Origin of the sequence: Peribacillus sp. Bi134 (assembly GCF_918698065.1) — a bacterium.
Taxonomy (GTDB): Bacteria; Bacillota; Bacilli; order Bacillales; family DSM-1321; genus Peribacillus.
Genome location: NZ_CAKKLN010000004.1, coordinates 390,897 through 415,887 on the forward strand (window position 1 = coordinate 390,897; position 24,991 = coordinate 415,887).

Annotated in this window: 24 protein-coding genes and 1 riboswitch; of the genes, 22 read left to right on the top strand and 2 right to left on the bottom strand. The window is 42.2% G+C overall.

Annotated elements, in window-relative coordinates; genetic code table 11:
- Positions 1 to 59: 59 nt before the first annotated feature.
- A complete protein-coding gene (rnhC, locus tag LQ188_RS10510) occupies positions 60 to 1,019 on the bottom strand; it encodes a ribonuclease HIII (protein WP_230176771.1) in 960 nt (319 codons plus the stop codon).
- A gap of 173 nt (positions 1,020 to 1,192) precedes the next feature.
- Between rnhC and zapA the strand changes: the two genes are divergently transcribed.
- The 13 genes from zapA (at position 1,193) to LQ188_RS10575 (ending at position 16,579) form a co-directional block, all read left to right on the top strand.
- Positions 1,193 to 1,453 carry a cell division protein ZapA gene (gene zapA, locus LQ188_RS10515; RefSeq protein ID WP_048678967.1) on the top strand — a complete coding sequence of 87 codons (261 nt, stop codon included), beginning with the start codon at positions 1,193 to 1,195 and terminating at the stop codon, positions 1,451 to 1,453.
- Positions 1,454 to 1,457: 4 nt separating this feature from the next.
- Entirely contained in the window at positions 1,458 to 2,003 is a 546-nt protein-coding gene (locus LQ188_RS10520) for a CvpA family protein (RefSeq protein ID WP_230176772.1), read from the top strand.
- Positions 2,004 to 2,201: 198 nt separating this feature from the next.
- Positions 2,202 to 3,920 carry a DNA polymerase/3'-5' exonuclease PolX gene (polX, locus tag LQ188_RS10525; RefSeq protein ID WP_101222850.1) on the top strand — a complete coding sequence of 573 codons (1,719 nt, stop codon included), beginning with the start codon at positions 2,202 to 2,204 and terminating at the stop codon, positions 3,918 to 3,920.
- 35 nt (positions 3,921 to 3,955) lie between these two features.
- A complete protein-coding gene (locus LQ188_RS10530) occupies positions 3,956 to 6,310 on the top strand; it encodes an endonuclease MutS2 (RefSeq protein ID WP_230176773.1) in 2,355 nt (784 codons plus the stop codon).
- A gap of 65 nt (positions 6,311 to 6,375) precedes the next feature.
- Positions 6,376 to 6,783 carry a DUF350 domain-containing protein gene (locus LQ188_RS10535; RefSeq protein WP_034309012.1) on the top strand — a complete coding sequence of 136 codons (408 nt, stop codon included), beginning with the start codon at positions 6,376 to 6,378 and terminating at the stop codon, positions 6,781 to 6,783.
- Positions 6,784 to 7,307: 524 nt separating this feature from the next.
- Positions 7,308 to 9,005: a long-chain-fatty-acid--CoA ligase gene (locus LQ188_RS10540; protein ID WP_230176774.1), complete on the top strand. Its 1,698-nt coding sequence runs from the start codon at positions 7,308 to 7,310 to the stop codon at positions 9,003 to 9,005.
- 201 nt (positions 9,006 to 9,206) lie between these two features.
- Positions 9,207 to 9,794: a TetR/AcrR family transcriptional regulator gene (locus tag LQ188_RS10545; protein ID WP_101222845.1), complete on the top strand. Its 588-nt coding sequence runs from the start codon at positions 9,207 to 9,209 to the stop codon at positions 9,792 to 9,794.
- A 125-nt stretch (positions 9,795 to 9,919) separates the two neighbouring features.
- A complete protein-coding gene (locus LQ188_RS10550) occupies positions 9,920 to 10,693 on the top strand; it encodes an enoyl-CoA hydratase (protein WP_230176775.1) in 774 nt (257 codons plus the stop codon).
- Positions 10,694 to 10,818: 125 nt separating this feature from the next.
- Positions 10,819 to 11,592, top strand: a complete 774-nt coding sequence (locus LQ188_RS10555) for an electron transfer flavoprotein subunit beta/FixA family protein (protein WP_101222842.1) — start codon at positions 10,819 to 10,821, stop codon at positions 11,590 to 11,592.
- 71 nt (positions 11,593 to 11,663) lie between these two features.
- Positions 11,664 to 12,641, top strand: coding sequence for an electron transfer flavoprotein subunit alpha/FixB family protein (locus LQ188_RS10560; RefSeq protein WP_230176776.1), 978 nt, complete (start codon positions 11,664 to 11,666; stop codon positions 12,639 to 12,641).
- Between the two features lie 186 nt (positions 12,642 to 12,827).
- Entirely contained in the window at positions 12,828 to 13,142 is a 315-nt protein-coding gene (gene trxA, locus LQ188_RS10565; protein ID WP_101222840.1) for a thioredoxin, read from the top strand.
- 103 nt (positions 13,143 to 13,245) lie between these two features.
- Positions 13,246 to 15,018: an excinuclease ABC subunit UvrC gene (gene uvrC / locus LQ188_RS10570; RefSeq protein WP_230176777.1), complete on the top strand. Its 1,773-nt coding sequence runs from the start codon at positions 13,246 to 13,248 to the stop codon at positions 15,016 to 15,018.
- A gap of 61 nt (positions 15,019 to 15,079) precedes the next feature.
- Positions 15,080 to 15,256, top strand: a riboswitch (Lysine riboswitch).
- A gap of 90 nt (positions 15,257 to 15,346) precedes the next feature.
- Positions 15,347 to 16,579 (top strand): aspartate kinase, encoded by a 1,233-nt coding sequence (locus LQ188_RS10575; RefSeq protein ID WP_101222838.1) that lies wholly within the window; start codon positions 15,347 to 15,349, stop codon positions 16,577 to 16,579.
- 63 nt (positions 16,580 to 16,642) lie between these two features.
- Here the strand turns inward: LQ188_RS10575 and LQ188_RS10580 are convergent, their stop codons facing one another.
- On the bottom strand, positions 16,643 to 17,113 hold the full coding sequence (locus LQ188_RS10580) for a YslB family protein (RefSeq protein WP_101222837.1): 471 nt from the start codon (positions 17,111 to 17,113) through the stop codon (positions 16,643 to 16,645).
- A gap of 385 nt (positions 17,114 to 17,498) precedes the next feature.
- Between LQ188_RS10580 and LQ188_RS10585 the strand changes: the two genes are divergently transcribed.
- From LQ188_RS10585 to LQ188_RS10625, 9 genes are all read left to right on the top strand, one after another.
- Entirely contained in the window at positions 17,499 to 18,107 is a 609-nt protein-coding gene (locus LQ188_RS10585; protein ID WP_034308986.1) for a succinate dehydrogenase cytochrome b558 subunit, read from the top strand.
- A 70-nt stretch (positions 18,108 to 18,177) separates the two neighbouring features.
- Positions 18,178 to 19,929 carry a succinate dehydrogenase flavoprotein subunit gene (gene sdhA, locus LQ188_RS10590; RefSeq protein WP_095390769.1) on the top strand — a complete coding sequence of 584 codons (1,752 nt, stop codon included), beginning with the start codon at positions 18,178 to 18,180 and terminating at the stop codon, positions 19,927 to 19,929.
- Between the two features lie 17 nt (positions 19,930 to 19,946).
- Positions 19,947 to 20,720 (top strand): succinate dehydrogenase iron-sulfur subunit, encoded by a 774-nt coding sequence (gene sdhB, locus LQ188_RS10595; RefSeq protein ID WP_048689018.1) that lies wholly within the window; start codon positions 19,947 to 19,949, stop codon positions 20,718 to 20,720.
- 229 nt (positions 20,721 to 20,949) lie between these two features.
- Positions 20,950 to 21,414: a thioesterase family protein gene (locus LQ188_RS10600; protein WP_230176778.1), complete on the top strand. Its 465-nt coding sequence runs from the start codon at positions 20,950 to 20,952 to the stop codon at positions 21,412 to 21,414.
- A 122-nt stretch (positions 21,415 to 21,536) separates the two neighbouring features.
- Positions 21,537 to 21,761, top strand: coding sequence for a response regulator transcription factor (locus LQ188_RS10605; protein WP_028392149.1), 225 nt, complete (start codon positions 21,537 to 21,539; stop codon positions 21,759 to 21,761).
- 220 nt (positions 21,762 to 21,981) lie between these two features.
- Positions 21,982 to 22,425, top strand: coding sequence for a MarR family transcriptional regulator (locus LQ188_RS10610; protein ID WP_101222835.1), 444 nt, complete (start codon positions 21,982 to 21,984; stop codon positions 22,423 to 22,425).
- A gap of 10 nt (positions 22,426 to 22,435) precedes the next feature.
- Positions 22,436 to 23,239, top strand: coding sequence for a glutamate racemase (gene racE / locus LQ188_RS10615; protein ID WP_101222834.1), 804 nt, complete (start codon positions 22,436 to 22,438; stop codon positions 23,237 to 23,239).
- Positions 23,240 to 23,411: 172 nt separating this feature from the next.
- Complete coding sequence (locus LQ188_RS10620) at positions 23,412 to 23,630, top strand: dihydrofolate reductase family protein (RefSeq protein ID WP_290370115.1); 219 nt, start codon at positions 23,412 to 23,414, stop codon at positions 23,628 to 23,630.
- Between the two features lie 62 nt (positions 23,631 to 23,692).
- Complete coding sequence (locus LQ188_RS10625) at positions 23,693 to 24,772, top strand: GerMN domain-containing protein (protein ID WP_101222832.1); 1,080 nt, start codon at positions 23,693 to 23,695, stop codon at positions 24,770 to 24,772.
- Positions 24,773 to 24,991: the final 219 nt, after the last annotated feature.

A 24,991-nucleotide genomic window follows, 5' to 3' on the forward strand; every position in this document is an offset into this window, starting at 1 on the left:
GCAGAAAGCGCGAACTCACGAGAAAAAGGCGGCTTTTCCAAAAGATCAGCCGCTTTCTTCTATTTATGATATTTCTGTTGATATAGTCGCTTCGCTTTTTCTGTATTGGCGAAGTGGGTTTTCGTGAATTCGTTTAATGAATCGATTCCTTTTTCATGAATTAATCTTGCGGCCGCTTCATCGACTGCAAATCCGGCTCCTTTAGGGATTTTGAATCCGGCCTTTTCACTCAGCAAGTCAAAGCGTTTCACGAATGCATATCGGGCCAGGATGGATGCGGCTGCTACTCCAAGGTGTATACCTTCCGCTTTTGTGCATAGATAGGTGGCGTTGGCTTGAAATAGTTCTTGCCCTTTAAGGTAATTGAAAAATACCTCTGGTTGGGCGAATTGATCAATAAGGACCGCTTCCGCTTGTTCCGGGTGGATTTTTTGCATGAGATTCTTGATTGCTTGGTTATGGAGGAGTGCCTTCATTTTTCCTTGTGACATTCCCTTTGCCTGGAGCGCATTATATTTCGGGTTGTCGCATGTGAGCAGGCTGAATGGCACTACATCCTTAATCTGTTTGGCGATTTCGATGATCTGTGGATCTTTGAGATTTTTGGAATCCTGGACACCAAGCTCCTTTAATAGGGCTAGTTGTTCCTTTTTTGCATATACGGCTACGACGGTGATCGGGCCGAAATAGTCTCCTGTTCCGACCTCATCGGATCCAATCACAGACATGGTTCCGATATTTGCAGGCGGCGAATATCGATGGACATTGACTGATGCAGAGGATGTCGTTTTTTTCTTTGGAGCAGCAGCAGTGGTGCCATTTTGCCATTTTACTGCTTCTAGCTCGGCATTTTTACCCTGAAAAAGCACCTTTCCAGATTTATAGGCGGTCACCGTACATAACGGCGGTTTGGCGGAAAAGATGCTCCCGGGCGGCAGCTTGGCGGCCAAGGATGAAGAATAGTGGGACTTCATAGCCTTTATTTGTTCAGGGCTGATAAGTAAAACAACATGGGACATAATGGGTAAGCTCCTAACTTCATTTTGTTTATTAGGTAATCCTCTTCCTAAAATTCGTTTTCGTTTGACAAATTATTGAAATTTTTATGCGAGAAATGACGATGTACTCTCTTTCATGACGAAAAACTTCGTGATATGATAGAATTAGGATTGTTTAGATTGGGGGCATCATTTTGTCAGACGATAAACGAAATAAAACAACAGTTGATATATACGGACAACCATATACAATCGTCGGCACAGAAAGCGCAAGTCATATGCGCCTGGTCGCTTCGATGGTTGACGAAAAAATGAGAGAGATCAGGATGAAAAATCCATACTTGGATACAAGTAAGCTAGCGGTGCTAACGGCCGTGAATACCATCCACGAATATATTAAATTAAAAGATGAATTAGACCAGCTTCAACTGGAATTAAAGAGAGAGAAGGACTGAGTACATGCTTGATTTAGCAATTCTGGCCATTCTTTTAATCGGTTTATTAATCGGTTTAAAGCGTGGCTTCATTTTACAAACGGTTCATATGACAGGGTTCATAGTAGCCTTCATCGTCGCCTATGTATTTTACGGAAATCTTGCTCCCAATTTGAAATTGTGGATTCCTTTTCCAACGATGGGAGATTCCTCGACCCTTAATATGTTTTTCGATACAGTCGGGCTTGATACGGCGTATTACAATGCAATTGCCTTTGCAATCATTTTCTTTGCTGCCAAGCTTCTTTGGCAAATGATAGGATCCATGCTCAACTTCATTACCCATCTTCCGATATTAAAGCAGCTGAATCGCTGGGGTGGAGGGATATTGGGCTTTCTCGAAGTCTATCTTATCATGTTTATTATATTATATATAGCTGCCATGCTGCCAATGGATTCAATCCAGAAACCATTAACGGGCTCGTTTCTGGCAGAATCGATCGTGAAACATACGCCGTTCCTATCCGAGCAGGTGAAGGAACTTTGGTTTCATGATCTAAAACAATCTTAATGTCAGTATAAGTGGGCCTGCCTCCCTTTCTCAAAGTCCTGGATTCCTATACTTTGAACGGGGGAGGCCCCTTTTTATGTAGCAGCATGTAATTCCCCCTAAGGTAAGAATCGGACTGCTTGTACTTTACCTCCAAGAAAGGTATCTTTAAGAAAGTGAACATGGGAGACCCTACTAATTTTTCCGGCGGTGAATTAAATGACAATTAATAAAAAAGATATCATTAAATTATTAGAAAAAATTGCAATATATATGGAATTAAAAGGAGAGAACCCGTTCAAGGTTTCAGCTTTCCGAAAGGCAGCAGGCGCCTTGGAAACGGATGACCGGAGCCTGTCGGAGATCGAAGATTTTACCGCTTTAAATGGAATCGGGAAAGGAACGGCATCCGTCATCGAAGAGTATATAAATGAGGGGAAATCGACTGTACTTGAAGAGCTTCAGGAGCAGGTGCCAAAAGGATTGATTCCGCTCTTGCAGCTTCAAGGTTTGGGCGGGAAGAAAATTGCCAAGCTTCATAAAGAGCTGCATGTCAAAGATGTGAATGATCTTAAAATCGCCTGTGAAGAAGGCAGGGTCGCGGCGCTTGCCGGTTTCGGCAAAAAAACGGAAGAGAAGATCCTGTCTGCAATTGCCGAGGCGGGTTCAAGGCCCGATCGACTCCCCCTTGCCTTCATGAGGCCGATTGCGGCTGATATTGAAACGGCCCTTGCTAACATGGAATACATCATCCGTTCTTCCAGGGCTGGCAGCATCCGGCGCATGAGGGAAACGATCAAGGACCTAGATTTCATCATTTCGACAGATCATCCCGAAGAGGTTAAAAATCAACTGCTAGCAATGAAAGGGATAAAGCAGGTAATTGCGGCCGGTGATACAAAAGTATCGGTCGTGCTTGATTATGAATATGATATTTCTGTTGATTTCCGAATCGTTAAGGATAAGGAATTCATCACGACACTCCATCATTTTACAGGTTCGAAGGATCACAATGTGCGGATGCGCCAGCTTGCTAAAGATCGCGGAGAGAAAATCAGCGAATATGGGGTGGAAGTGACTGAAACCGGTGATGTATTGACGTTTGAAACGGAAGAACAATTTTATAACCATTTTGGCCTTCCTTTCATTCCGCCAGAAATACGTGAAGATGGAACGGAAGTCGAGCATTATGATGCTAATGAACCTCTCATATCTTTAGAGGCCATTAAAGGTGATCTGCATATGCATACCACATGGAGTGATGGAGCTCATACGATTGAAGAAATGATTGAAGCATGCCGTGCAAAAGGGTATCGATATATGGCCATCACCGATCATTCGCAATATCTGAAAGTGGCGAACGGCTTGACCGCGGAACGTTTACGAGAACAAAAACGAATCATCCATGAACTTAATGAAAAATACGCTGACTTTACCGTTCTTTCAGGGATTGAAATGGATATACTTCCTGATGGGACACTTGATTATGACGATGAGCTGCTTGCAGAGATGGATTTGGTGATCGCATCGATTCACTCAAGCTTTTCACAGCCGCGGGAAACGATCATGGAGCGCTTAAAAACGGCTCTGAATAATCCGCATGTAGATATCATCGCCCATCCAACGGGAAGGATCATTGGCAGACGCGCCGGATATGATGTGGATATAGAGATGCTGATCGAACTGGCTCGTGAAACGAATACCGCCTTGGAATTGAATGCGAATCCGAACCGATTGGATTTGGCACCTCCCCATCTGCGCAAGGCGCAAGAAGCGGGAGTTCCTATCATAATCAATACGGATGCCCACAGCATCGACATGCTTGAACATATGCCTGTTGGGGTCTCGTCAGCCAAAAAGGGCTGGATTAAAGAATCAACGGTTCTTAATGCAAGGGATACGGATGGATTATTGGCGTTTTTAAAGAGAAATGATTAACTATTTGCCCATAAATAAGGAGGAGCTTTAACTCCATGCATAAAAAAGCTTTAAAGACATTGGAATTTCATAAAATAAAAGAACAATTAATCTCACACGCATCCTCATCCATAGGAAAAGAGAAGGCAGAGCAATTAATGCCTTCCACGGATTTTGAAGAAGTGTCGAGATGGCAGGAAGAAACAGATGAGTCAGCCAAAATCGTCCGGTTGAAAGGTAACTTGCCATTGGGCGGGATTTTCGATATCCGTCCACATGCAAAAAGGGCACAGATTGGCGGAATGCTCTCACCGATGGAACTGATGGAACTTGCGAGTACGATTCGTGCCGGCAGGATCCTCAGCCGTTTTTTCGAAGAACTCGCAGAGCAGGAAATTGATGTTCCGCTATTAGCTGAATATATCGATTCCCTTCATCCGTTGATTGATTTGCAACAGGAAATTACGTTTGCAGTAAGCGAACATGGCGAAGTGATGGATTCTGCCAGCGACAAGCTTCGTACCCTAAGAAACCAAATTCGGACGAACGAAAGTCGCGTCAGGGAAAAACTGGAAAGTATGATCCGTTCTTCAAATGCATCAACAATGTTATCCGATGCCATCATCACCATCCGGAATGATCGATTCGTCATCCCGGTAAAACAGGAATACCGCAGTGTATATGGCGGGATCATTCATGATCAATCATCATCAGGGCAGACGTTGTTCATTGAACCGCAAGCAATTGTTCAACTGAATAATGTCCTGCAGGAAACCCGTGTGAAGGAAACGCAGGAAATAGAACGGATATTGGTTGAACTATCGGAAAAAGTCGGTGCGTTCACCCCTGAATTGCTTCATAATGTCAAAGTGCTTGCACAAATAGATTTCCTTGTTGCCAAGGCAAAATATGCAAAAGCGATTAAAGGATCCAAGCCGATTCTGAATAATGAGGGACGCGTGAAATTATTCAAAGCGAAACATCCGCTCATTCCGAGTGATGTTGTCGTAGCCAATGATATTTTTCTTGGTGATGAATTTACGACAATCGTCATCACCGGTCCGAATACAGGAGGGAAGACGGTTACCCTGAAAACGATAGGCCTCTGTACGTTAATGGCCCAGTCGGGTCTGCAAATCCCTGCGCTTGATGGTTCCGAAACGGCTGTGTTTTCTTCTGTTTATGCCGATATTGGCGATGAACAGTCGATTGAACAAAGCTTAAGTACATTCTCCTCGCATATGGTCAACATTGTCGATATCCTTAAGCATGTCGATTATGACAGCCTTGTTTTATTCGATGAGCTTGGAGCGGGAACAGATCCACAGGAAGGTGCCGCTTTGGCGATTTCCATTTTGGATGAAGTGTATAAGCGCGGAGCACGTGTAATTGCAACGACACATTACCCGGAATTAAAAGCGTATGGATATGATCGGGAAGGCGTCATTAATGCAAGCGTCGAATTTAATGTGGAAACCTTGAGTCCCACCTACAAACTTTTGATCGGTGTACCAGGGCGGAGTAATGCTTTTGAAATTTCCAAGCGTCTTGGTTTGGAAGAAAGCGTGATAAGCAGCGCCCGCAGTCATATTGGTGAGGACACGAATAAAGTTGAAAATATGATAGCATCCCTTGAGGACAGCCGCAAGAAGGCTGAAGAAGAGGAGCTGGAAGCCAAGAATCACCTGAAAGAGGCGGAAATTCTTCATAAAGACCTTCAAAGGCAAATTGATGAGTACCATGAAGAACGGGATGCGATGGTCGAAAAGGCAGCAAAACAGGCAGCAGCAATCGTTGATAATGCACAAAAGGAAGCGGAAGCGATCATTGCCGATTTACGTAAACTGCGACTGGAAAAGCATGCCGATGTTAAAGAGCATGAACTGATCGATGCCAAAAAGCGGCTTGAAGAAGCAGCGCCTAAAGTGAAAAAAACGTCAAATAAAGCTGCTAAGCCGCTGGATAAAAGCTTGAAACCTGGAGATGAAGTTAAGGTAGTAAGCTTTGGTCAAAAAGGTCACTTGATTGAGAAGGTCTCAAATAATGAATGGCAGGTTCAGATCGGCATCATGAAGATGAAGGTGAAGGAGTCTGACCTGGAATTCATCAAGAGCACAAAAGTAAAAGAAACAAAGCCGCTTACCACAATCAAAGGCCGCGATTATCATGTTAGCGTGGAACTTGACCTCCGTGGAGAACGCTTTGAAAATGCAATTTCAAGAGTGGAAAAGTACATTGATGATGCTCTTTTGGCCGGTTATTCGAGTGTTTCCATCATTCATGGTAAAGGAACGGGCGCTCTTCGGTCCGGAGTCCAGGAATACTTGAAAAATCACCGCTCTGTCAAAAAGATTCGCTTCGGGGAAGCCGGTGAAGGCGGAACAGGTGTTACGGTGGTGGAATTTAAATAAAGGAAAGCGGTCACTCCGGCTATTTAGCCAAGCCGGGTGGCTAGTTACCATTCGGGAGTTGGACCATGGAGAACATGTGGGAAAATGAATATGTATATATAGCTGCTCGTTACAGTGTCGTTATTTTGTGCATGATTGTTTTTTTAGCCATTTTTGAACTTGTCACAAAGTACAAGAACTGGGAGGAAATCAAACAGGGAAACCTTTCTGTCGCATTGGCAACAGGTGGTAAAATATTTGGGATCGCCTATGTATTCCAACAGTCCATTCTCCATCAGAATTCGCTTCTTACCATGATTGGCTGGGGCGTATACGGATTTGTCCTGCTGTTAATCGGGTATTTCATTTTTGAATTTATGACTCCTGGATTTAAAATAGATGAAGAAATACAAAAAGATAATCGGGCAGTTGGATTCCTATCGATGATCATATCAATCGCATTATCTTTTGTCATCGGCGCCGGAATTTCTTAATGCCCTTCATGAGAGGGAGTAAGCTGTGGAGAAACTTGCAAAAGTATTAATTGTTTGTTGCGGTATCTTTTTTCTGTTTGGAATCATTTATATGACATTCTTCAATTGAAGCGGCCATTGTGCCGCTTCTTTTATTTGAACTCTTACAAAAGTTAGAAATAACATTGGTCAAATAGACTTTACGGCAAAGGAAGAGAAATATGGTTCACTCCAAATTGATACAAAAGAATGAAGCATTATCGCTTAATGCTTTACCGTGCATGCAAACTTATATGAGATGAAACCTTCACTAGAATTGAAGGTGAACTGGTTCTACCCTAATTTGTCTACAGTCTGTAAGGAGTGGATCCACTCCTTTTTTTTCTCTCTTTTAATGTATTTCGTTCCCTGTGGTTGGCATAGGATATATACTGGTCTGCTTCTCATCATAAGGTCTTTATACTCTGAAATTCGGCAATTGTAAGAAAATCCCGATTGTATTATAATGATTAAGAGTATTGAGAATATTCAGAAGGAGGGGGCAAATGAGCAATAAGCCATGGCAAGCTATTTATCCGGAACAGATACCCGCTGTTTTGTCGTACGAAGATAAACCTCTTTATTCTTTTTTGAAGGAATCAGCTGAAGAATTCCCTGATAAAGTATCGATTCATTTCCAGGGAAAAGAATTAACTTTCCGGGAAGTGCATGAATCGGCTATAAAGTTTGCAGCCTATTTAAAAAGTATCGGTCTTCAAAAAGGTGAACGCGTTGCCGTCATGCTTCCAAACTGCCCTCAGGGTGTCATAAGCTTTTTTGGGATTTTGATGGCCGGCGGAGTCGTGGTTCAAACGAATCCAACCTATACGGAACGTGAATTAGAATATCAAATGAAAGATTCCGGAGCGAAAATAATTTTAGCGATGGATATTTTATTTCCCCGTGTCACAGCAGTGGCATCAAGAACGGATATAGAACATATAATTGTAACCGCTATCAAGGAATATTTACCATTCCCGAAAAATCTTATCTATCCTTTTATCCAAAAAAAGCAATACGGCATTGTCATCAATGTGGAGCATGAAGGGAATCATCATTTATTTTCCGAAATCATGAAACGAAAGATCACTGAAGAAGTCACAGTGCCAATCGATGTGGATAATGACCTTGCGCTTTTGCAATATACAGGTGGGACAACAGGCTTTCCCAAAGGGGTCATGCTTACCCATAAGAACATGCTGGCAAATACGAAAATGTGCAATGCATGGCTTTATAAAAATAAGCGCGGTGAGGAAAGGATCCTTGCGATTCTGCCTTTCTTCCATGTATACGGTATGACTACAGTTTTGGTTTTATCCGTCATGGAAGGGAACACCATGATCATCATGCCAAAATTTGATGTCGAAGCGACGCTTAAAACCATTCAAAAACAGAAACCGACCATGTTTCCAGGAGCACCGACGATGTATATTGGCCTCTTGAACCATCCGGATATCGCCAAATATGACCTTTCTTCCATCAATGCCTGTATAAGCGGTTCTGCATCATTGCCCTTAGAGGTCCAGGAGCAGTTTGAGAAAATTACCGGCGGAAAGCTTGTTGAAGGCTATGGGCTTTCAGAAACCTCACCGGTGACACATGCTAATTTCATTTGGGATCAGCCGCGTGTAAAAGGAAGCGTTGGACTGCCTTGGCCAGATACCGACTCGGTGATTCTGTCCCTGGAAAACTTTGAAGAGCTTCCTCCGAATGAAATTGGAGAGATTGCAATAAAAGGACCACAGGTGATGCAAGGATATTGGAATCGTCCGGATGAAACGGAAAAAACCTTTAAAAATGGCTGGCTGCTTACTGGCGATCTGGGTTACATGGATGAGCAGGGGTTCTTTTATGTCGTCGAGAGGAAAAAGGATACAATCATTGCAGGCGGTTTCAATGTATATCCACGTGAGGTGGAAGAGGTGCTATACGAGCATGAGGCCATACAGGAAGTGGTTGTGGCAGGTATCCCTGACCCATATCGCGGGGAAACCGTCAAGGCCTATGTCGTACTGAAAAAAAATGCGAGGGTCACAGAAGAGGAATTGAATGAATTTGCCAGAAAGAACCTGGCTTCCTATAAGGTGCCGCGCAGCTATGAATTCAGGAATGAACTTCCAAAAACGACGATAGGAAAGATCCTGAGAAGGGTCCTAATCGAGGAGGAAAAGAAAAAAATATCCGAGGAAAGAAAAGAAGCTTAAACATGCACCCCCCTTTTAACGGAGCAGCGGAAGAGAGCTCCGTGTTTTGCAAAACGGCTGGACAACCTATGGATGGGGACTGTACAATGAACAGAAGTGGAATGTCAGGCCCCTTAGAAGTTTTGCTTGACAGTAAAGGGTCATCATTTTATGATAGAAATATGAATGATGGTTCATTCATTTTCTGAAAGGGGACATCCAGTGAAAAGCAACAGACCTAAGTATAATCAAATTATTGATGCGGCCGTTATCGTCATTGCCCAAAACGGTTACTATCAAGCCCAAGTATCCAAAATCGCCAAGCAGGCAGGGGTAGCGGATGGCACCATATATCTTTATTTTAAAAATAAAGAAGATATCCTAATATCATTATTCCATGAAAAGATGGGCTATTTTGTGGAACAGATCGAAGAAGAGCTAAAAGGAAAGACCACTGCTTCGGATAAACTGCATGTGCTCATCCAAAAACATTTTAAAAACCTTTCAGAAGACGTGAATTTAGCAATTGTCACTCAGTTGGAATTAAGACAGTCGAATAAAGAATTGCGCCTAAGAATTAATGATGTGTTAAGAGGGTATTTAAATTTAATCGATCAAATCATTATAGAAGGAAAAGAAAACGGCGAATTCCTGCCTGATTTAAATAATTTACTTGCCAGGCAGATGATTTTTGGAACGATTGACGAAACAGTGACGACCTGGGTCATGAATGAGCAAAAGTATTCGCTCCCAGACCTTGCACCTGATGTTCACCGCCTTCTGATTGGCGGCTGTGGCCTGAAAAGTTAACGATTTAAATAGAGGATGGCGAGCCATCCTCGAAAGAATCGGTTAATTCTGCTTCCAGCTTTATCGGGAAGTGATACATATTAAATTTTCGAAAAAGTTTGACTAGTATGCCTGGAGGGATTGAAATGGAATATCTTAAGCTTTCTGTCGAAAATCATGTGGCTTTTATATCGATTGATCATGCACCTGCAAATGCACTTTCTTCGGCTATCATCGGAGAGCTGTCACAGGCCTTCGACCAAATTGAGAATGATGACGCCGTACGGGTTGTCCTTCTTCATGGTGAAGGAAGATTCTTCTCTGCAGGAGCAGACATTAAGGAGTTTACGGAAGTGAAAGACGGGAAAGCTTTCGAGAAGCTGACCAAGAACGGGCAATCTGTTTTTGAGAAAATCGAATCTTTCCCAAAACCGGTCATTGCAGCCATCCATGGAGCGGCCCTTGGCGGAGGATTGGAGCTGGCCATGGCCTGTCACATCCGTTTGGTAACCGAAAGGGCTAAACTGGGTTTGCCTGAGCTGCAGTTGGGCTTAATCCCTGGATTTGCTGGGACCCAACGTCTTCCTCGTTATGTGGGCATGGCAAAGGCAGCTGAAATGCTGTTTACAAGTGAACCGATTTCAGGTACCCAAGCTGTACAATGCGGATTGGCGAATCATGCCTTCACGGATGAAGAATTGATTCCGAAAGCTAAAGAACTAGCCAATAAAATTGCCAAGAAAAGCCCGCTTGCTTTAAAGTCGGCCATAGAGTTATTAAATTATTCCAAGCATGATGCCTACCATAAAGGTGTGGAAAGGGAAGCCGCCCTCTTTGGCCAAGCTTTCGATACTGCTGATGCACAAGAAGGAATCGGCGCTTTCATTGAAAAAAGGGAAGCTGAGTTCACAGGGAAATGATGATTCGAGTATAAATAACTATTTTTATATATCATGCAGGATTTTGATGAAATCTGTAGAATACAATACTATATATCAATAAAATTCATAATCTTCAAAACTCAAATCATTCGGGAGGTATTATCGTGAACATTTATGTACTGCTGAAAAGAACATTTGATACAGAAGAAAAAATTACTCTATCCAACGGGAAAATTAATGAGGATGGAGCAGAATTCATCATTAATCCATACGATGAGTATGCAGTTGAAGAAGCAATCCAGGTGCGTGATGCACAAGGCGGCGAAGTAACGGTTATTTCCGTCGGAACCGAAGAGGCTGAAAAGCAATTACGTACGGCGCTGGCAATGGGTGCTGACAAAGCCGTATTGATAAATATAGAAGACGACATTGAAAATGGCGACCAATTCACGACTGCCAAAATTATAGGCGAATACTTAAAAGATAAAAATGCCGATTTAATCATTGCAGGGAACGTTGCAATTGATGGCGGTTCTGGTCAAGTGGGACCACGCGTGGCCGAAATTTTAGAAATTCCTTATATTACTACCATTACTAAGCTGGACATCGAAAATGGAAATGTAAGCGTTATCCGTGATGTCGAAGGGGACTCTGAAACGATCGAAGCATCCCTTCCGTTGTTGGTAACGGCTCAGCAAGGGCTAAACGAACCACGTTATCCATCATTGCCGGGAATCATGAAAGCGAAGAAAAAACCGCTTGAAGAATTGGAATTGGATGACCTGGATTTGGAAGAAGAAGATGTTGAGGCAAAAACAAAAACGATTGAAATTTACCTTCCTGCTAAAAAAGAAGCTGGAAAAGTATTAAACGGCGAAATCGGTGATCAAGTAAGCGAACTTGTTCAATTATTACGAAGCGAAGCAAAAGTGATTTAATCGAAACGGTACTTTTTCAAAATAACAACACACGACAAAAAGATAAAATAGTGCACAGGAGGTTTTTATAAATGGCTAGAAAGTTTCTTGTATTGGGCGAAGTTCGTGACGGTTCACTGAGAAATGTATCATTTGAAGCTATCGGTGCGGCTAAACTTGCTGCAGATGGCGGGGAAATAGTAGGTGTCTTGGTTGGTGACAGTGTTCAAAATTTCGGAAATGAATTGATCCAGTATGGGGCAGACCGGGTTGTTGCAGTCGAAAATGATCAATTGAAACAATATACTTCAGATGGTTATGCGCAAAGCTTGCTTGCCGTCATCGAACAGGAAAAACCAGAAGGGATATTCTTTGGACATACGGCCCTAGGAAAAGACCTTGCACCAAAATTGGCTGGAAAGCTTGAATCAGGATTGATTTCCGACGTTACAACCATTGAAGAAGAAGGCGGAAATATCGTTTTCACCCGTCCGATCTATTCCGGTAAGGCATTTGAAAAGAAAATTGTAACAGATGGCGTGATATTCGCGACAATCCGTCCGAACAATATCGAACCATTAGCGAAAGATGAGTCCCGCTCTGGTGATGTTTCTACATTAAGTGTGGACATCAAGGATTTACGTACAATCATTAAAGATGTTGTAAGAAAAGCCAGTGAAGGGGTCGACCTTTCAGAAGCGAAAGTAATCATCGCTGGTGGCCGCGGCGTGAAAAGTGAAGATGGTTTTGAACCATTAAAGGAACTGGCACAAGTTCTTGGCGGAGCGGTAGGAGCTTCCCGCGGAGCATGTGATGCGGATTATTGCGATTACTCTCTGCAAATCGGGCAAACGGGTAAAGTCGTAACACCTGACCTTTATATCGCCTGCGGAATTTCCGGTGCGATCCAGCATTTAGCTGGGATGTCCAACTCCAAGGTTATCGTTGCGATCAATAAAGACCCGGAAGCTAACATATTCAATGTGGCGGATTATGGAATTGTCGGAGACCTTTTCGAAGTCGTTCCGTTACTAACGGAAGAATTCAAAAAACTTAAAGTTAACGCGTAATAGAAATAATACAGATGAGGGGCAAGACATTTGGCATAAGCCGATACATGTCTTGCCCCTTTATTTGGCCTGCATATTTACTCTTTTTTTGGACATCCTACCACTGAAGCAAAATATTAGCATCGATTCGAGCAACAATGATATACTGTCTTTAGTTATTTGAGTAAATTTGAGGAGGAAATATATATGGCAATTATAAATGCAACTGACCAAACGTTCACAACAGATACTAGCGAAGGTGTCGTTCTTGTAGATTTTTGGGCTCCATGGTGCGGACCTTGTAAAATGATCGCTCCTGTTCTTCAAGAGCTTGATACTGAAATTGGCGATACAGCAAAAATCGTAAAAGTGGATGTGGATGAAAACCAAGAAACAGCTGGAAAATTTGGTGTGATGAGCATCCCGACATTAATCGTGCTTAAAGACGGTGAAGTGGTTGATAAGGTTGTTGGTTTCCAACCTAAAGAAGCACTTGCTGAACTTATTTCAAAACACGCGTAATAGTAGGTTAGCTAAAAAAAGCTTCAAGTCTGCGGACTTGAAGCTTTTTTCGCTATCTTGATATATAATAATTGTAAAAAAGGGAGAACAGGAGGCTGAATGCATGAATCAACAAATAAAGAATAAACTTGCCCTTCTTCCCGATCAACCTGGTTGTTATTTAATGAAAGATCGTCAGGGAACGATCATCTATGTAGGCAAAGCGAAAGTGTTGAAAAATCGTGTCCGTTCTTATTTCACGGGATCTCATGACGGAAAAACATTCCGGCTCGTGAATGAAATTGAGGATTTCGAATATATTGTCACCTCTTCCAATATCGAGGCTCTTATTTTAGAGTTGAACTTAATCAAAAAACATGACCCAAAATATAATGTCATGCTAAAGGATGATAAGACGTATCCCTTCATAAAGCTGACTGCGGAACGCCACCCACGTCTAATCATTACGCGAAAAGTCAAAAAAGACAAAGGTAAATATTTCGGTCCTTATCCGAATGCATTTGCAGCTAACGAAACGAAAAAATTGCTCGACCGCATCTATCCCCTAAGAAAATGCAATACTTTACCTGATCGCGTTTGTCTCTACTATCACCTTGGCCAGTGCCTGGCCCCATGTGTATATGATGTAGAGGAACAGGAATATAAAAAAATGGTGGATGATATCAACAGGTTCTTGAACGGTGGGCATACTGAAATAAAAAAAGAACTGACTGAAAAAATGCTGGAGGCATCGGAAGATCTCGATTTCGAGAGGGCCAAGGAGTTCCGCGACAAAATTGCCCATATCGATATTACGATGGAGAAGCAGAAAATGATGACGACAGATTTCATCGACAGGGATGTATTTGGTTTTGCCTATGATAAAGGCTGGATGTGCGTTCAGGTATTTTTTGTCCGGCAGGGTAAATTAATAGAAAGGGATGTTTCACTTTTTCCGGTCTACGATGAACCCGAACAGGAACTTCTTACATTCCTCGGTCAGTTTTACGAGATTACGAACCACTTTAAACCAAAGGAAATCTTGCTGCCTGAATCAGTGGATGCCGAAATGGCCGAAGGGCTGCTTGGTGTCAAAACGATTCACCCGAAACGGGGAGCGAAAAAAGACATGCTTAAATTGGCGAATAAAAATGCCTCCATCGCGCTTCAGGAAAAATTCTCTTTGATTGAAAGGGATGAAGAAAGAACGATCAATGCGGTGGAAAACCTCGGGAAGCAACTGGGTATCTACACCCCGCATCGAATTGAAGCTTTCGATAACTCCAACATCCAGGGAAGTGACCCAGTTTCCGCTTTAGTCGTGTTCATTGATGGAAAGCCGGAAAAAAGGGAGTACCGCAAATATAAGATCAAGACGGTCCAAGGGCCTGATGATTATGAATCGATGCGTGAAGTGGTCAGAAGAAGGTATTCACGGGTATTGAAAGAAGGGCTGCCGCTTCCGGACTTGATCATCATTGATGGCGGAAAGGGACATGTGGAAGCCGTACGGGATATTCTGGAAAATGAATTGGGCCTTGATATTCCACTTTCAGGCCTCATTAAGGATGAAAAGCATAGGACCTCGCAATTGATGATCGGAAATCCGCTTGAAATCGTACCTCTTGATTCACGGAGCCAGGAATTTTACCTATTGCAAAGAATTCAGGATGAAGTGCATCGGTTCGCGATTACATTCCATCGTCAGCTACGCGGGAAAAATGCAGTTCACTCCCAGCTTGATGATATTCCAGGAGTCGGGGAAAAGCGAAGGAAGCAATTATTAAGGCATTTTGGATCATTGAAGAAAATCAAAGAGGCAACCGCCGAGGAAATCATGGAAGCTGGCATGCCAAAAGGGGTAGCAGAGGGAATCGTTAGAAAATTACAAGAATAATCTTGCTACCGATAAATCTCTATGCTATGATTAAAAAGAATTTTTAACTAGACAACTTAAAAGTGCTGATAGAGGTGCGGAATTCAAGAGTAAAAACCTGGAGAAGTATGAGCTTCCATGAAAGGTTTTGAAAGGGGATGACGCCGAAGGAAGACAAGACTCATACCTTGTTTTCCTGGTCCGACATTTAATAAATGGCGGATTGTCAGGGTTTATACCCTGGAGAGCTATCTCACTGTGTTTACAGTATTTAGATATGTGATCACAGCAATGAGATATTTCTCATTGCTTTTTTTATTGCCTAAAAAGGTAGAGAGGGTGCATGAGGATGGCATTAATCGTTCAAAAATTTGGCGGAACATCCGTCGGAAGCGTAGAAAAAATCAAAAATGTTGCCAATCGGGTAATCGAGGAAGCGCAGAATGGAAATGAGGTAGTCGTCGTTGTTTCAGCCATGGGGAAAACCACGGATCAATTGGTTTCCATGGCCCGGGATATTTCCGGAACCCCGAGCAAGAGGGAAATGGATATGCTATTGACTACGGGGGAACAGGTAACGATTTCCCTGTTAACGATGGCATTGATTGAAGAAGGACATGAAGCCATTTCGTATACTGGCTGGCAGGCTGGCATGCAAACGGAATCCGTTCATGGGAATGCCCGGATTTTAAACATCGATGCCACGAGGATCCAAGCTCAGCTTCAGGAGAAGAAAATAGTGGTCGTGGCTGGTTTCCAGGGGAACGATGCAAATGGGGAAATCACTACCTTAGGGCGAGGCGGTTCCGATACGACAGCGGTTGCCATAGCTGCAGCGCTGAATGCGGATAGATGCGATATTTATACGGATGTAACGGGTGTTTTCACAACGGACCCTCGCTACATAAAAGGCGCACGAAAACTCCAATCGATTTCTTATGATGAAATGCTGGAACTTGCCAACTTGGGGGCGGGCGTCCTTCATCCAAGGGCTGTCGAATATGCAAAAAATTATCAAATACCGCTTGAAGTCCGTTCAAGCATGGAGAGAGAATCAGGAACGATCATTGAGGAGGAAGCAACTATGGAAGAAAACTTAATTGTACGCGGGATTGCTTTTGAAGACAGTATTACGAGGGTCACAATATATGGTTTGCCCCAATCACTTGGTGCATTATCCACAATCTTCACAACACTTGCGAAAAACCGGATTAATGTGGACATCATCATTCAAAGCATGACTGCCGAGGATACGACCAATCTATCTTTTTCCACAAAAAGTGAAGATACGGAAGCGGCCTTGATCGTGCTGGAAAATAATAAAGAACAATTGGGATTCGACCGAGTCGAAACGGAGAGCGGATTGGCAAAAGTGTCCATCGTCGGTTCTGGTATGGTATCCAATCCGGGAGTGGCTGCCGAGATGTTTGAAGTGATGGCCAATACAGGCATCCAGGTGAAAATGGTCAGCACATCGGAAATTAAAGTTTCGACTGTCGTCAATGAAAAGGAAATGGTGAAGGCGGTCGAATCTCTTCATGAAGCATTTAAACTAGGTCAGCATGCAAATGTGCTAGCTTAAGTGTCAGGAGTCCAATAAAAAACAGACTTCCGGTAAAAAGGGTAAGTCTGTTTTAAGGGCTCATTAGATTGGATCTCTGGGATCCCATTGGATGGTGAATATCACTTTTTTTGCGCGGCGTTTAATTTCTTCCGTTGATTCGCTGAGGAATTTTTTTTGCAGTGTAAACTGCTCGGCAAGGAAACCGGCTTCAAGTTGGAAGTGACAATCAGGGTGTAAATCCAGGCGGCGGCTGATTATTTCACCCGTCAGGGATAATTCCATCTCGTGTTTCGTATATTTCAAGATTTCCAGATTGCCCCATCCAGCGCTTTGGAAAAATTCAATCACTTCCTGATCGCCATTCAATGGGAATTTTCTTGCTAATTGTTTACCTGCCCAATAGAGGATTTGATTAGAGTCTTTTCCGAGAATATCGTTCAATAGAACTTCTCTGATTAATTCGTATCCGAAAGCTGGAACCAGGAATTCTTCAGTTTGAATTTCTTCAGTTTGAATCTCTTCTTCTATCGCAGCAGCAATATTTTTTTTCATAATTTATCGCCTCTTTCTGTAAATCTATTATAAACGTATTTCTTTTGCAAATTATACTGTTTTTTATTTATTTAAATAACAATTGGAAAAAAATGAGAAATTATATCGAGATATTAATAGTTAAATTAGAAATTTATTCAAAATATCATCTTGACATACAAAAAATAGCTAATTTAATCCAATAAAATCTATTCTGAAAAAGAGATTTCTTGTATCCGTTTTCTTGACGCATATAGAAGTCAGGAGTAAAATGGACATGTCACATAATTGTAAAGGAAGTATAGAGGAGTTTTTTTTGACTCTATACTGTATTTTCACGCGGAGATAAAAGGTAGCCACCAGTTTATCTTTGCATGATTTTTCACAAATTAAGGGGGGGCACTTAGTGGCAAAAAATCGTGAGTTTGGGAATCGCAGGCTTCATTCACTTCTAGGAGTAATTCCAATTGGTCTATTCCTAATTTTTCATTTATCGGTAAACTTTATGGCAACAAAAGGAGAAGAGACTTTTAATGGGGCAGTTCATTTAATTGAGTATACGCCCGTGAAGATTCTGGTAGAATGGGTCGTCATCTATCTACCGCTCATTTTCCATGCTGTGTACGGAATTTATATTGCCTTTACAGCAAAAAACAATTTAGGCAGATTTAGTTTCTTCCGTAACTGGATGTTCATGCTACAACGTCTAACTGGAATCATAACGTTGATTTTCCTTGTTTGGCATATATGGGCAACTAGAATTCAAGCAGCTATGGGTGCTGAAGTTAACTTTGACATGATGGCTGAAATTTTCTCTAGTCCATTTATGATTGTGTTCTATATTGTTGGTATTATCTCGGCAATCTTCCACTTTGCTAATGGATTATGGTCATTTGCAGTTAGCTGGGGTCTTACAGTTTCACCAAGATCGCAAAGAATCATGACTTACTTTACATTGATCGTTTTCGTTCTTCTTTCTTATATCGGAATCAGCGCAATTTTCGCTTTCGTATAAGAAGATAGAGTTCATTTATAAGAATTAGGAAAAACATAGCTTGGCTAATGGAAATAAGGGAGTGACAGAATTGGGTAAAGGTAAAATAGTTATCGTTGGTGGAGGTCTAGCTGGATTAATGGCTACGATCAAAGCAGCAGAGCTGGGACAACAGGTTGATTTATTTTCTTTAGTGCCTGTTAAACGCTCTCACTCAGTTTGTGCCCAAGGCGGAATCAACGGGGCAGTAAATACAAAAGGTGAAGGGGATTCTCCATATATCCACTTCGACGATACAGTTTATGGCGGAGATTTCTTGGCTAACCAACCGCCGGTTAAAGCGATGTGCGAAGCAGCACCATCGATCATCCATATGTTTGACCGTATGGGTGTTATGTTCAACCGTACTCCGGAAGGTCTTCTTGATTTCCGTCGTTTCGGTGGTACTCAACATAGCCGTACAGCATTCGCTGGTGCAACAACTGGTCAGCAATTACTTTACGCATTGGACGAGCAGGTTCGCCGTTATGAAGTTGAAGGCCTTGTAACGAAATATGAAGGCTGGGAATTCCTTGGAGCTGTAATCGATGATGAGCAAACAGCACGCGGTATCGTAGCTCAAAACCTGACATCAATGGAAATCAAATCATTCCCTGGAGACGCAGTCATCATGGCGAGCGGCGGCCCTGGAATCATTTTCGGTAAATCAACTAACTCAATGATCAATACAGGTTCAGCAGCTTCCATCGTTTATCAACAAGGTGTAAATTATGCAAATGGTGAGTTCATTCAAATTCACCCGACAGCAATCCCTGGAGATGACAAACTTCGTCTAATGAGTGAATCCGCTCGTGGTGAAGGTGGACGTATCTGGACATATAAAGACGGAAAACCTTGGTATTTCCTTGAAGAAAAATACCCTGCTTATGGTAATCTAGTACCTCGTGATATCGCGACTCGTGAAATCTTCGACGTCTGCATGAACATGAAGCTTGGCATTAATGGAGAAAACATGGTTTACCTGGATCTATCACATAAAGATCCGAAATTACTTGATATTAAACTTGGCGGAATCATTGAAATCTACGAGAAATTCATGGGTGAAGATCCTCGTAAAGTTCCAATGAAAATTTTCCCTGCCGTTCACTATTCTATGGGCGGACTTTGGGTGGATTATGACCAAATGACTAACATCAAAGGTTTATTCGCTGCAGGTGAGTGTGATTACTCACAACATGGCGGTAACCGTCTTGGTGCTAACTCACTTCTTTCTGCAATCTATGGTGGTTCAGTCGCTGGACCGAACGCCGTTAAATATATTGAAGGCCTTGATAAAACTTCAGAATCCATTCCTTCTTCATTGTATGAAGGGTACGAAAAACAAGAACAAGAGAAATGGAATGAAGTCATGTCTCTTGATGGTAACGAAAATGCGTACGTCCTTCACAAAGAACTTGGTGAGTGGATGACACAGCATGTTACTGTAGTTCGTTACAATGACAAGCTGAAAGAAACGGATAACAAGATTCTTGAACTGATGGAACGTTACAAGAAAATTAACATCAATGACACGGCTAAATGGAGTAACCAAGGAGCTGCATTCACTAGACAGCTGCAAAACATGATGCAATTGGCTCGTGTAATCACAATTGGTGCGTTAAACCGTGACGAAAGCCGCGGAGCGCATTACAAACCTGATTTCCCAGAACGTAATGATGAGGAATTCATGAAAACTACTATGGCAACATTCAAAGGCTTGGATCAAGCACCTGAATTCCATTATGAAGATATTGATGTATCACTGATCGCACCGCGTAAACGTGACTACACTACGAAACACTAAAGAGGGGGAGCAAAAAAATGGTTGAAACTAAATCTGAGACTAAAACAGTCCGTTTTATAATCACTCGTCAAGATACACCGGATTCAGCTCCTTATGATGAGGAATTCGAATTAGCATACCGCCCGAATATGAACGTAATTTCGGCTCTTATGGAAATTCGTCGTAATCCGGTAACTGTACAAGGCAAGCACACTACAGCAATCGCATGGGACATGAACTGTCTTGAAGAGGTATGTGGTGCTTGTTCAATGGTTATCAATGGTAAACCAAGACAATCATGTACAGCTCTTATCGATCAATTGGAGCAGCCAGTTCGTCTAGCTCCAATGCGTACATTCCCTGTTGTTCGTGACCTGCAAGTCGATCGCAGCCGTATGTTCGACTCATTGAAAAAGGTAAAAGCATGGATTCCAATCGATGGAACGTACAATCTTGGACCGGGACCGCGTATGCCAGAAAAGAAACGTCAATGGGCTTACGAGTTATCTAAATGTATGACTTGCGGTGTTTGTTTGGAAGCTTGTCCGAACGTAAACAGCAATTCAGACTTCATGGGGCCACAACCATTATCACAAGTTCGGTTGTTCAACGCACATCCAACAGGTGCAATGAACAAAGCTGAACGTTTAAATACAATCATGGGTGATGGAGGACTTGCAAACTGCGGTAACTCACAAAACTGTGTGCAGTCTTGCCCTAAAGGCATTCCATTAACTACTTCGATTGCAGCGTTGAACCGTGATACTACGATCCAACAATTCCGTAACTTCTTCGGCAGCGATGAAGTTTAATAATGAACATGAAAGAACCTATATCTTTTGATATGGGTTCTTTTTTTATCGATTGATAGCTTGGATTGATGTGTAAAATGATTTGTGGCACCCGCAAATGCTGAATGACTAAATTAATGAAGTGAGAATGATAAAATTAAACATCTTCCAATATAAAATACTTTTCATTATGGCTTTTTTCTTATAAAATGAGTGAATAGTCATTCATTTCAGAAAGGGTGTGCACAAGTTGGGCAAAATATCATATATCGATAATATAACGGAGTGGATCAATGATTTTTCCTTTAAACATGAGATTAAGGTCCGCTTTTCAGAAACTGATATGTTTGGGCACATGAATAACACGATTCCTTTTACTTATTTTGAGGAAGCACGGATTGAGTATTTCAATAGCATGGGATTCATGTCGGATTGGACCTCTGCTGAATGCGGTGAGATGCCGGTTGTTGCTAACTTACAGTGTGATTACCTGAAGCAGGTTTTTTTCAATGATCGATTGACGATCCATGTGAAAGCTGACCATATCGGAAATTCTTCAGTGGACATACATTATATGGGGACCAAACAGGATGGATCAATTTGTTTAACGGGCAGGGGGACGATTGTGCAAGTCTCCAAGGCCACCGGAAAGCCGATACCTTGGACGGAAGAGATGAAGCACTCGATGTGGCAAACTGTGCTGGAACATTCCTAAAAATATTTCCATTTAGACAAGTAAAATAGTCACTCCATTGCCCCAGCCGACATACTATATCTTGACTAAATAGACACCCACTCCGGGTTTTATGCTGGTGAAGGCAAGGAGGGTAACATTACTTGAAGGAGAACGAATTCACTCATAAGCCACTACTCACCAAAAGAGAAAAAGAAGTATTTGAGTTACTAGTACAAGACAAAACAACAAAAGAAATCGCAGGTGAATTGTTTATTAGCGAAAAAACAGTTCGAAACCATATTTCGAATGCGATGCAGAAGCTTGGAGTTAAAGGACGTTCGCAGGCAGTCATAGAACTCCTTCGTATGGGAGAACTTAAGCTTTAATGTGTTAACTCTTAATACGTAAGCCTAATAAATATTTTCTCTCCCGTTCATTGGCAGCATATAAGGAAGGGCAAAACAATTTGGTTGTTTTGACTTCTTTGGATGCTGCTTATTTTTATGAGAGCGTTTCATTATGATTCCAGGTAATCAATCTTGAAAATCATTTCACTTTCATCCAAAATGGTAGTATGATAAGTTCATGAAGTGGGGAGCTGTGTGTATGGATGAAGAGAAGCAGGCGGCATATGTAGCCGATATCGAGAGGGAATTGCGCTATGTATCGTCATGGCTTAAACAAAGGGGAAGAGAAATTCTCCATGATTATAAAATTACCATTCCTCAATTCGTGGCTTTGCAATGGCTTTTTGAATCAGGTGACATGACGATTGGCGAATTGTCCACGAAGATGTTTCTCGCCTTCAGCACAACGACGGATCTGATTGACCGCATGGAGAAACATCAGCTTGTCCAGCGTGTCAGGGATGAAAAGGACCGGCGTGTGGTTCGAATTCACCTTCTTGAAGAAGGTGAACGGATAATCGAAGAAGTGATTAATAAACGGCAGCAGTACTTGAGTGGCGTGTTAGTCAATTTTAACGAATCTGACATCATGTCCCTCAAAGGGATTCTAGTAAAACTACATCAAGAAATGAAAGAAAAATGAGGCGAGTTTTTTGAAACAACCGATAGGCATCATTGATTCAGGGGTAGGCGGTTTGACAGTAGCTAAAGAAGTCATGCGTCAGCTTCCAAATGAAAATATAATTTACTTAGGTGATACAGCGAGATGCCCTTATGGGCCGAGGACCAAAAAAGATGTCCAAACCTTTACATGGCAAATGACGAGGTTTTTGATGAAGAAGGAAATAAAAATGCTGATCATCGCCTGCAATACAGCGACTGCAGCTGTACTGGATGAAATCAGGGCAACACTTCCGATTCCGGTGTTGGGTGTCATCCATCCAGGGGCAAGGGCGGCATTGAAAGTTTCTGATTCCTTGCATATTGGTGTGATTGGTACGGAAGGCACGGTGAAAAGCAAAGCATATGACGACGCGCTTGCCTCCATCAATTCCGATGTGAAAGTAGATAGTTTAGCATGCCCGAAATTTGTCCCAATCGTAGAAAGCGGGGAGTTTGAAGGGGGTATCGTCAATAGGGTCGTGGCACAAACCTTGAACCCGTTGAAGAAAACGAAGATCGATACATTGATCCTTGGATGTACCCATTATCCACTGCTGGGGCCTGTAATCTCTTCCTATATGGGGGATGAAGTACAAGTCATTTCCTCTGGGGAAGAAACCGCCCGTGAGGCAAGTGTCATTTTGGATTACTATAAATTAATCAATAAAAGCAAGCTCCGCCCAGTTCATCGCTTTTATACAACCGGTTCCAGAGATATGTTTGGTTCCATCGCGTCGAGCTGGCTCGGTATTCATGTCAATACCATTGAAACAATTAAAATCGATCACTTATAAGACTTCCATTTGGAAGTCTTTTTTTCTTGTCTTGAACAGACGGTGTTAGTATCGATACGGTGATTATGAGACATATGACAGATTCATATTTTGGAACAAGAATTTCCCTATCAACATAAAGCCTGCTTTCAAGAAGTGCGAAAGGGTTACGGACGAAGATGTAGGTGATTTCATCGGAAGACAGAAAGAAGGTTCAAGGATCTGGCTTGTCGGCAGTGCAGGATTAGTGAGTGATTTCATAAGGGAAACGCAGGTGGATGAAATGATTCTGTCCATCATTCCGGTTATATTGGGGAATCGGATTCGATTGTTCCATTCAGGTAGTCCCGAAATCCCAGTGAAGCTGACAAACGGGCAAATTGCCCAGCTCCATTATCAAAGAGAAAAATAATTGGTCTATTTTCCCCTAGGGCTCGTATAAATAGGAGTACAAACTGTCCTAGGAGTGATTTTATGTCCAATAAATCAAAAGTAACAATGGCTGTGACCATTCTGGCATCTTCTTTTTGGCTTTCAGGCTGCGGATTATTTGGCGGTGAAGAGAAAAAGGAAATAGATCCGCCGAAGGATGTTTCATTAGTCGAGGATGAATCTTCATTAAAAGAAACAGAAATGAATGGTGAGGAAAAGCCCGCGACTGATGGAGAAGAGGGCGCTGTTGAAACGAAAACAGTGAAGACGGAGTTATATTTAATTGATAAAAGCGGGTATGTGGTTCCACAAACATTGGAACTTCCTAAATCGGAAGCTGTCGCCAAACAGGCCCTTGATTACCTTGTCACTAACGGACCTGTCACGGATAAACTTCCGAATGGATTCAGGGCCGTCATTCCTGCCGATACCCAAATAAGCGTGAACATTAAAGACGGAGTGGCTGTGGCGGACTTTTCGCCGGAGTTCAAAAATTATCAGAAAGAGGATGAACTTAAAATCCTCCAAGCCATTACATGGACACTGACACAATTCGACTCGGTCGAGAAAATCCAAATGAGAATTAATGGGGAAGATATATCCGAAATGCCTGTCAATGGCACACCGATAGATGAAAATGTCTCAAGGTCGTCAGGAATCAATATCGATACGAGTGACGTAGTCGACATTTCCAATACCAAATCACTGACCGTTTATTATGTAGGCGGTGACGAGGAGTACACCTATTATGTTCCGGTGACACGCAGGATCAGCGAAACGGTGTCTGATAATGTAACAGCGGTCATTCAGGAATTAACGAAGAGTCCTTCAGGTTCAAGCCTGCAAACAGGGTTCATGAGTGATGTAGCTTTACTTGACGAGCCTAAAGTCGCAGAAGGTAAGGTCAGCCTCAATTTTAATGAAAATATCCTTGGAAGCTTTAAAGAGAAAAAGGTATCGCAAGAAGTCCTTGATGCCTTGGTCCTTTCCTTAACGGAACAGAAAGGAATTGAAAGCGTTGAAGTGCAAGTGCAGGGCAGCGCAGATGTTCTTAATGAAGAAGGCAAGAAATTATCCGAACCAGTGGTCCGTCCAGAGAAAGTCAACACAGGTAGTTTTTAAAGAGCAATTTATATCTGGAAATCACAATGAGGCAGCCTACAGCTGCCTCTATTTTTTATTCCACAATTGTTACCACGCTGTTATTGCACCTGTTGTATACATTGTTTTTAGTTGAATACTAATACCGCCGCCAAGCATTTCTAGTATCAAGAGAAAGTTTTTACATAAATAAATTTTTAAAAGGGGAAATTACTTTTAATCGTGTAATTAATGGGGGGA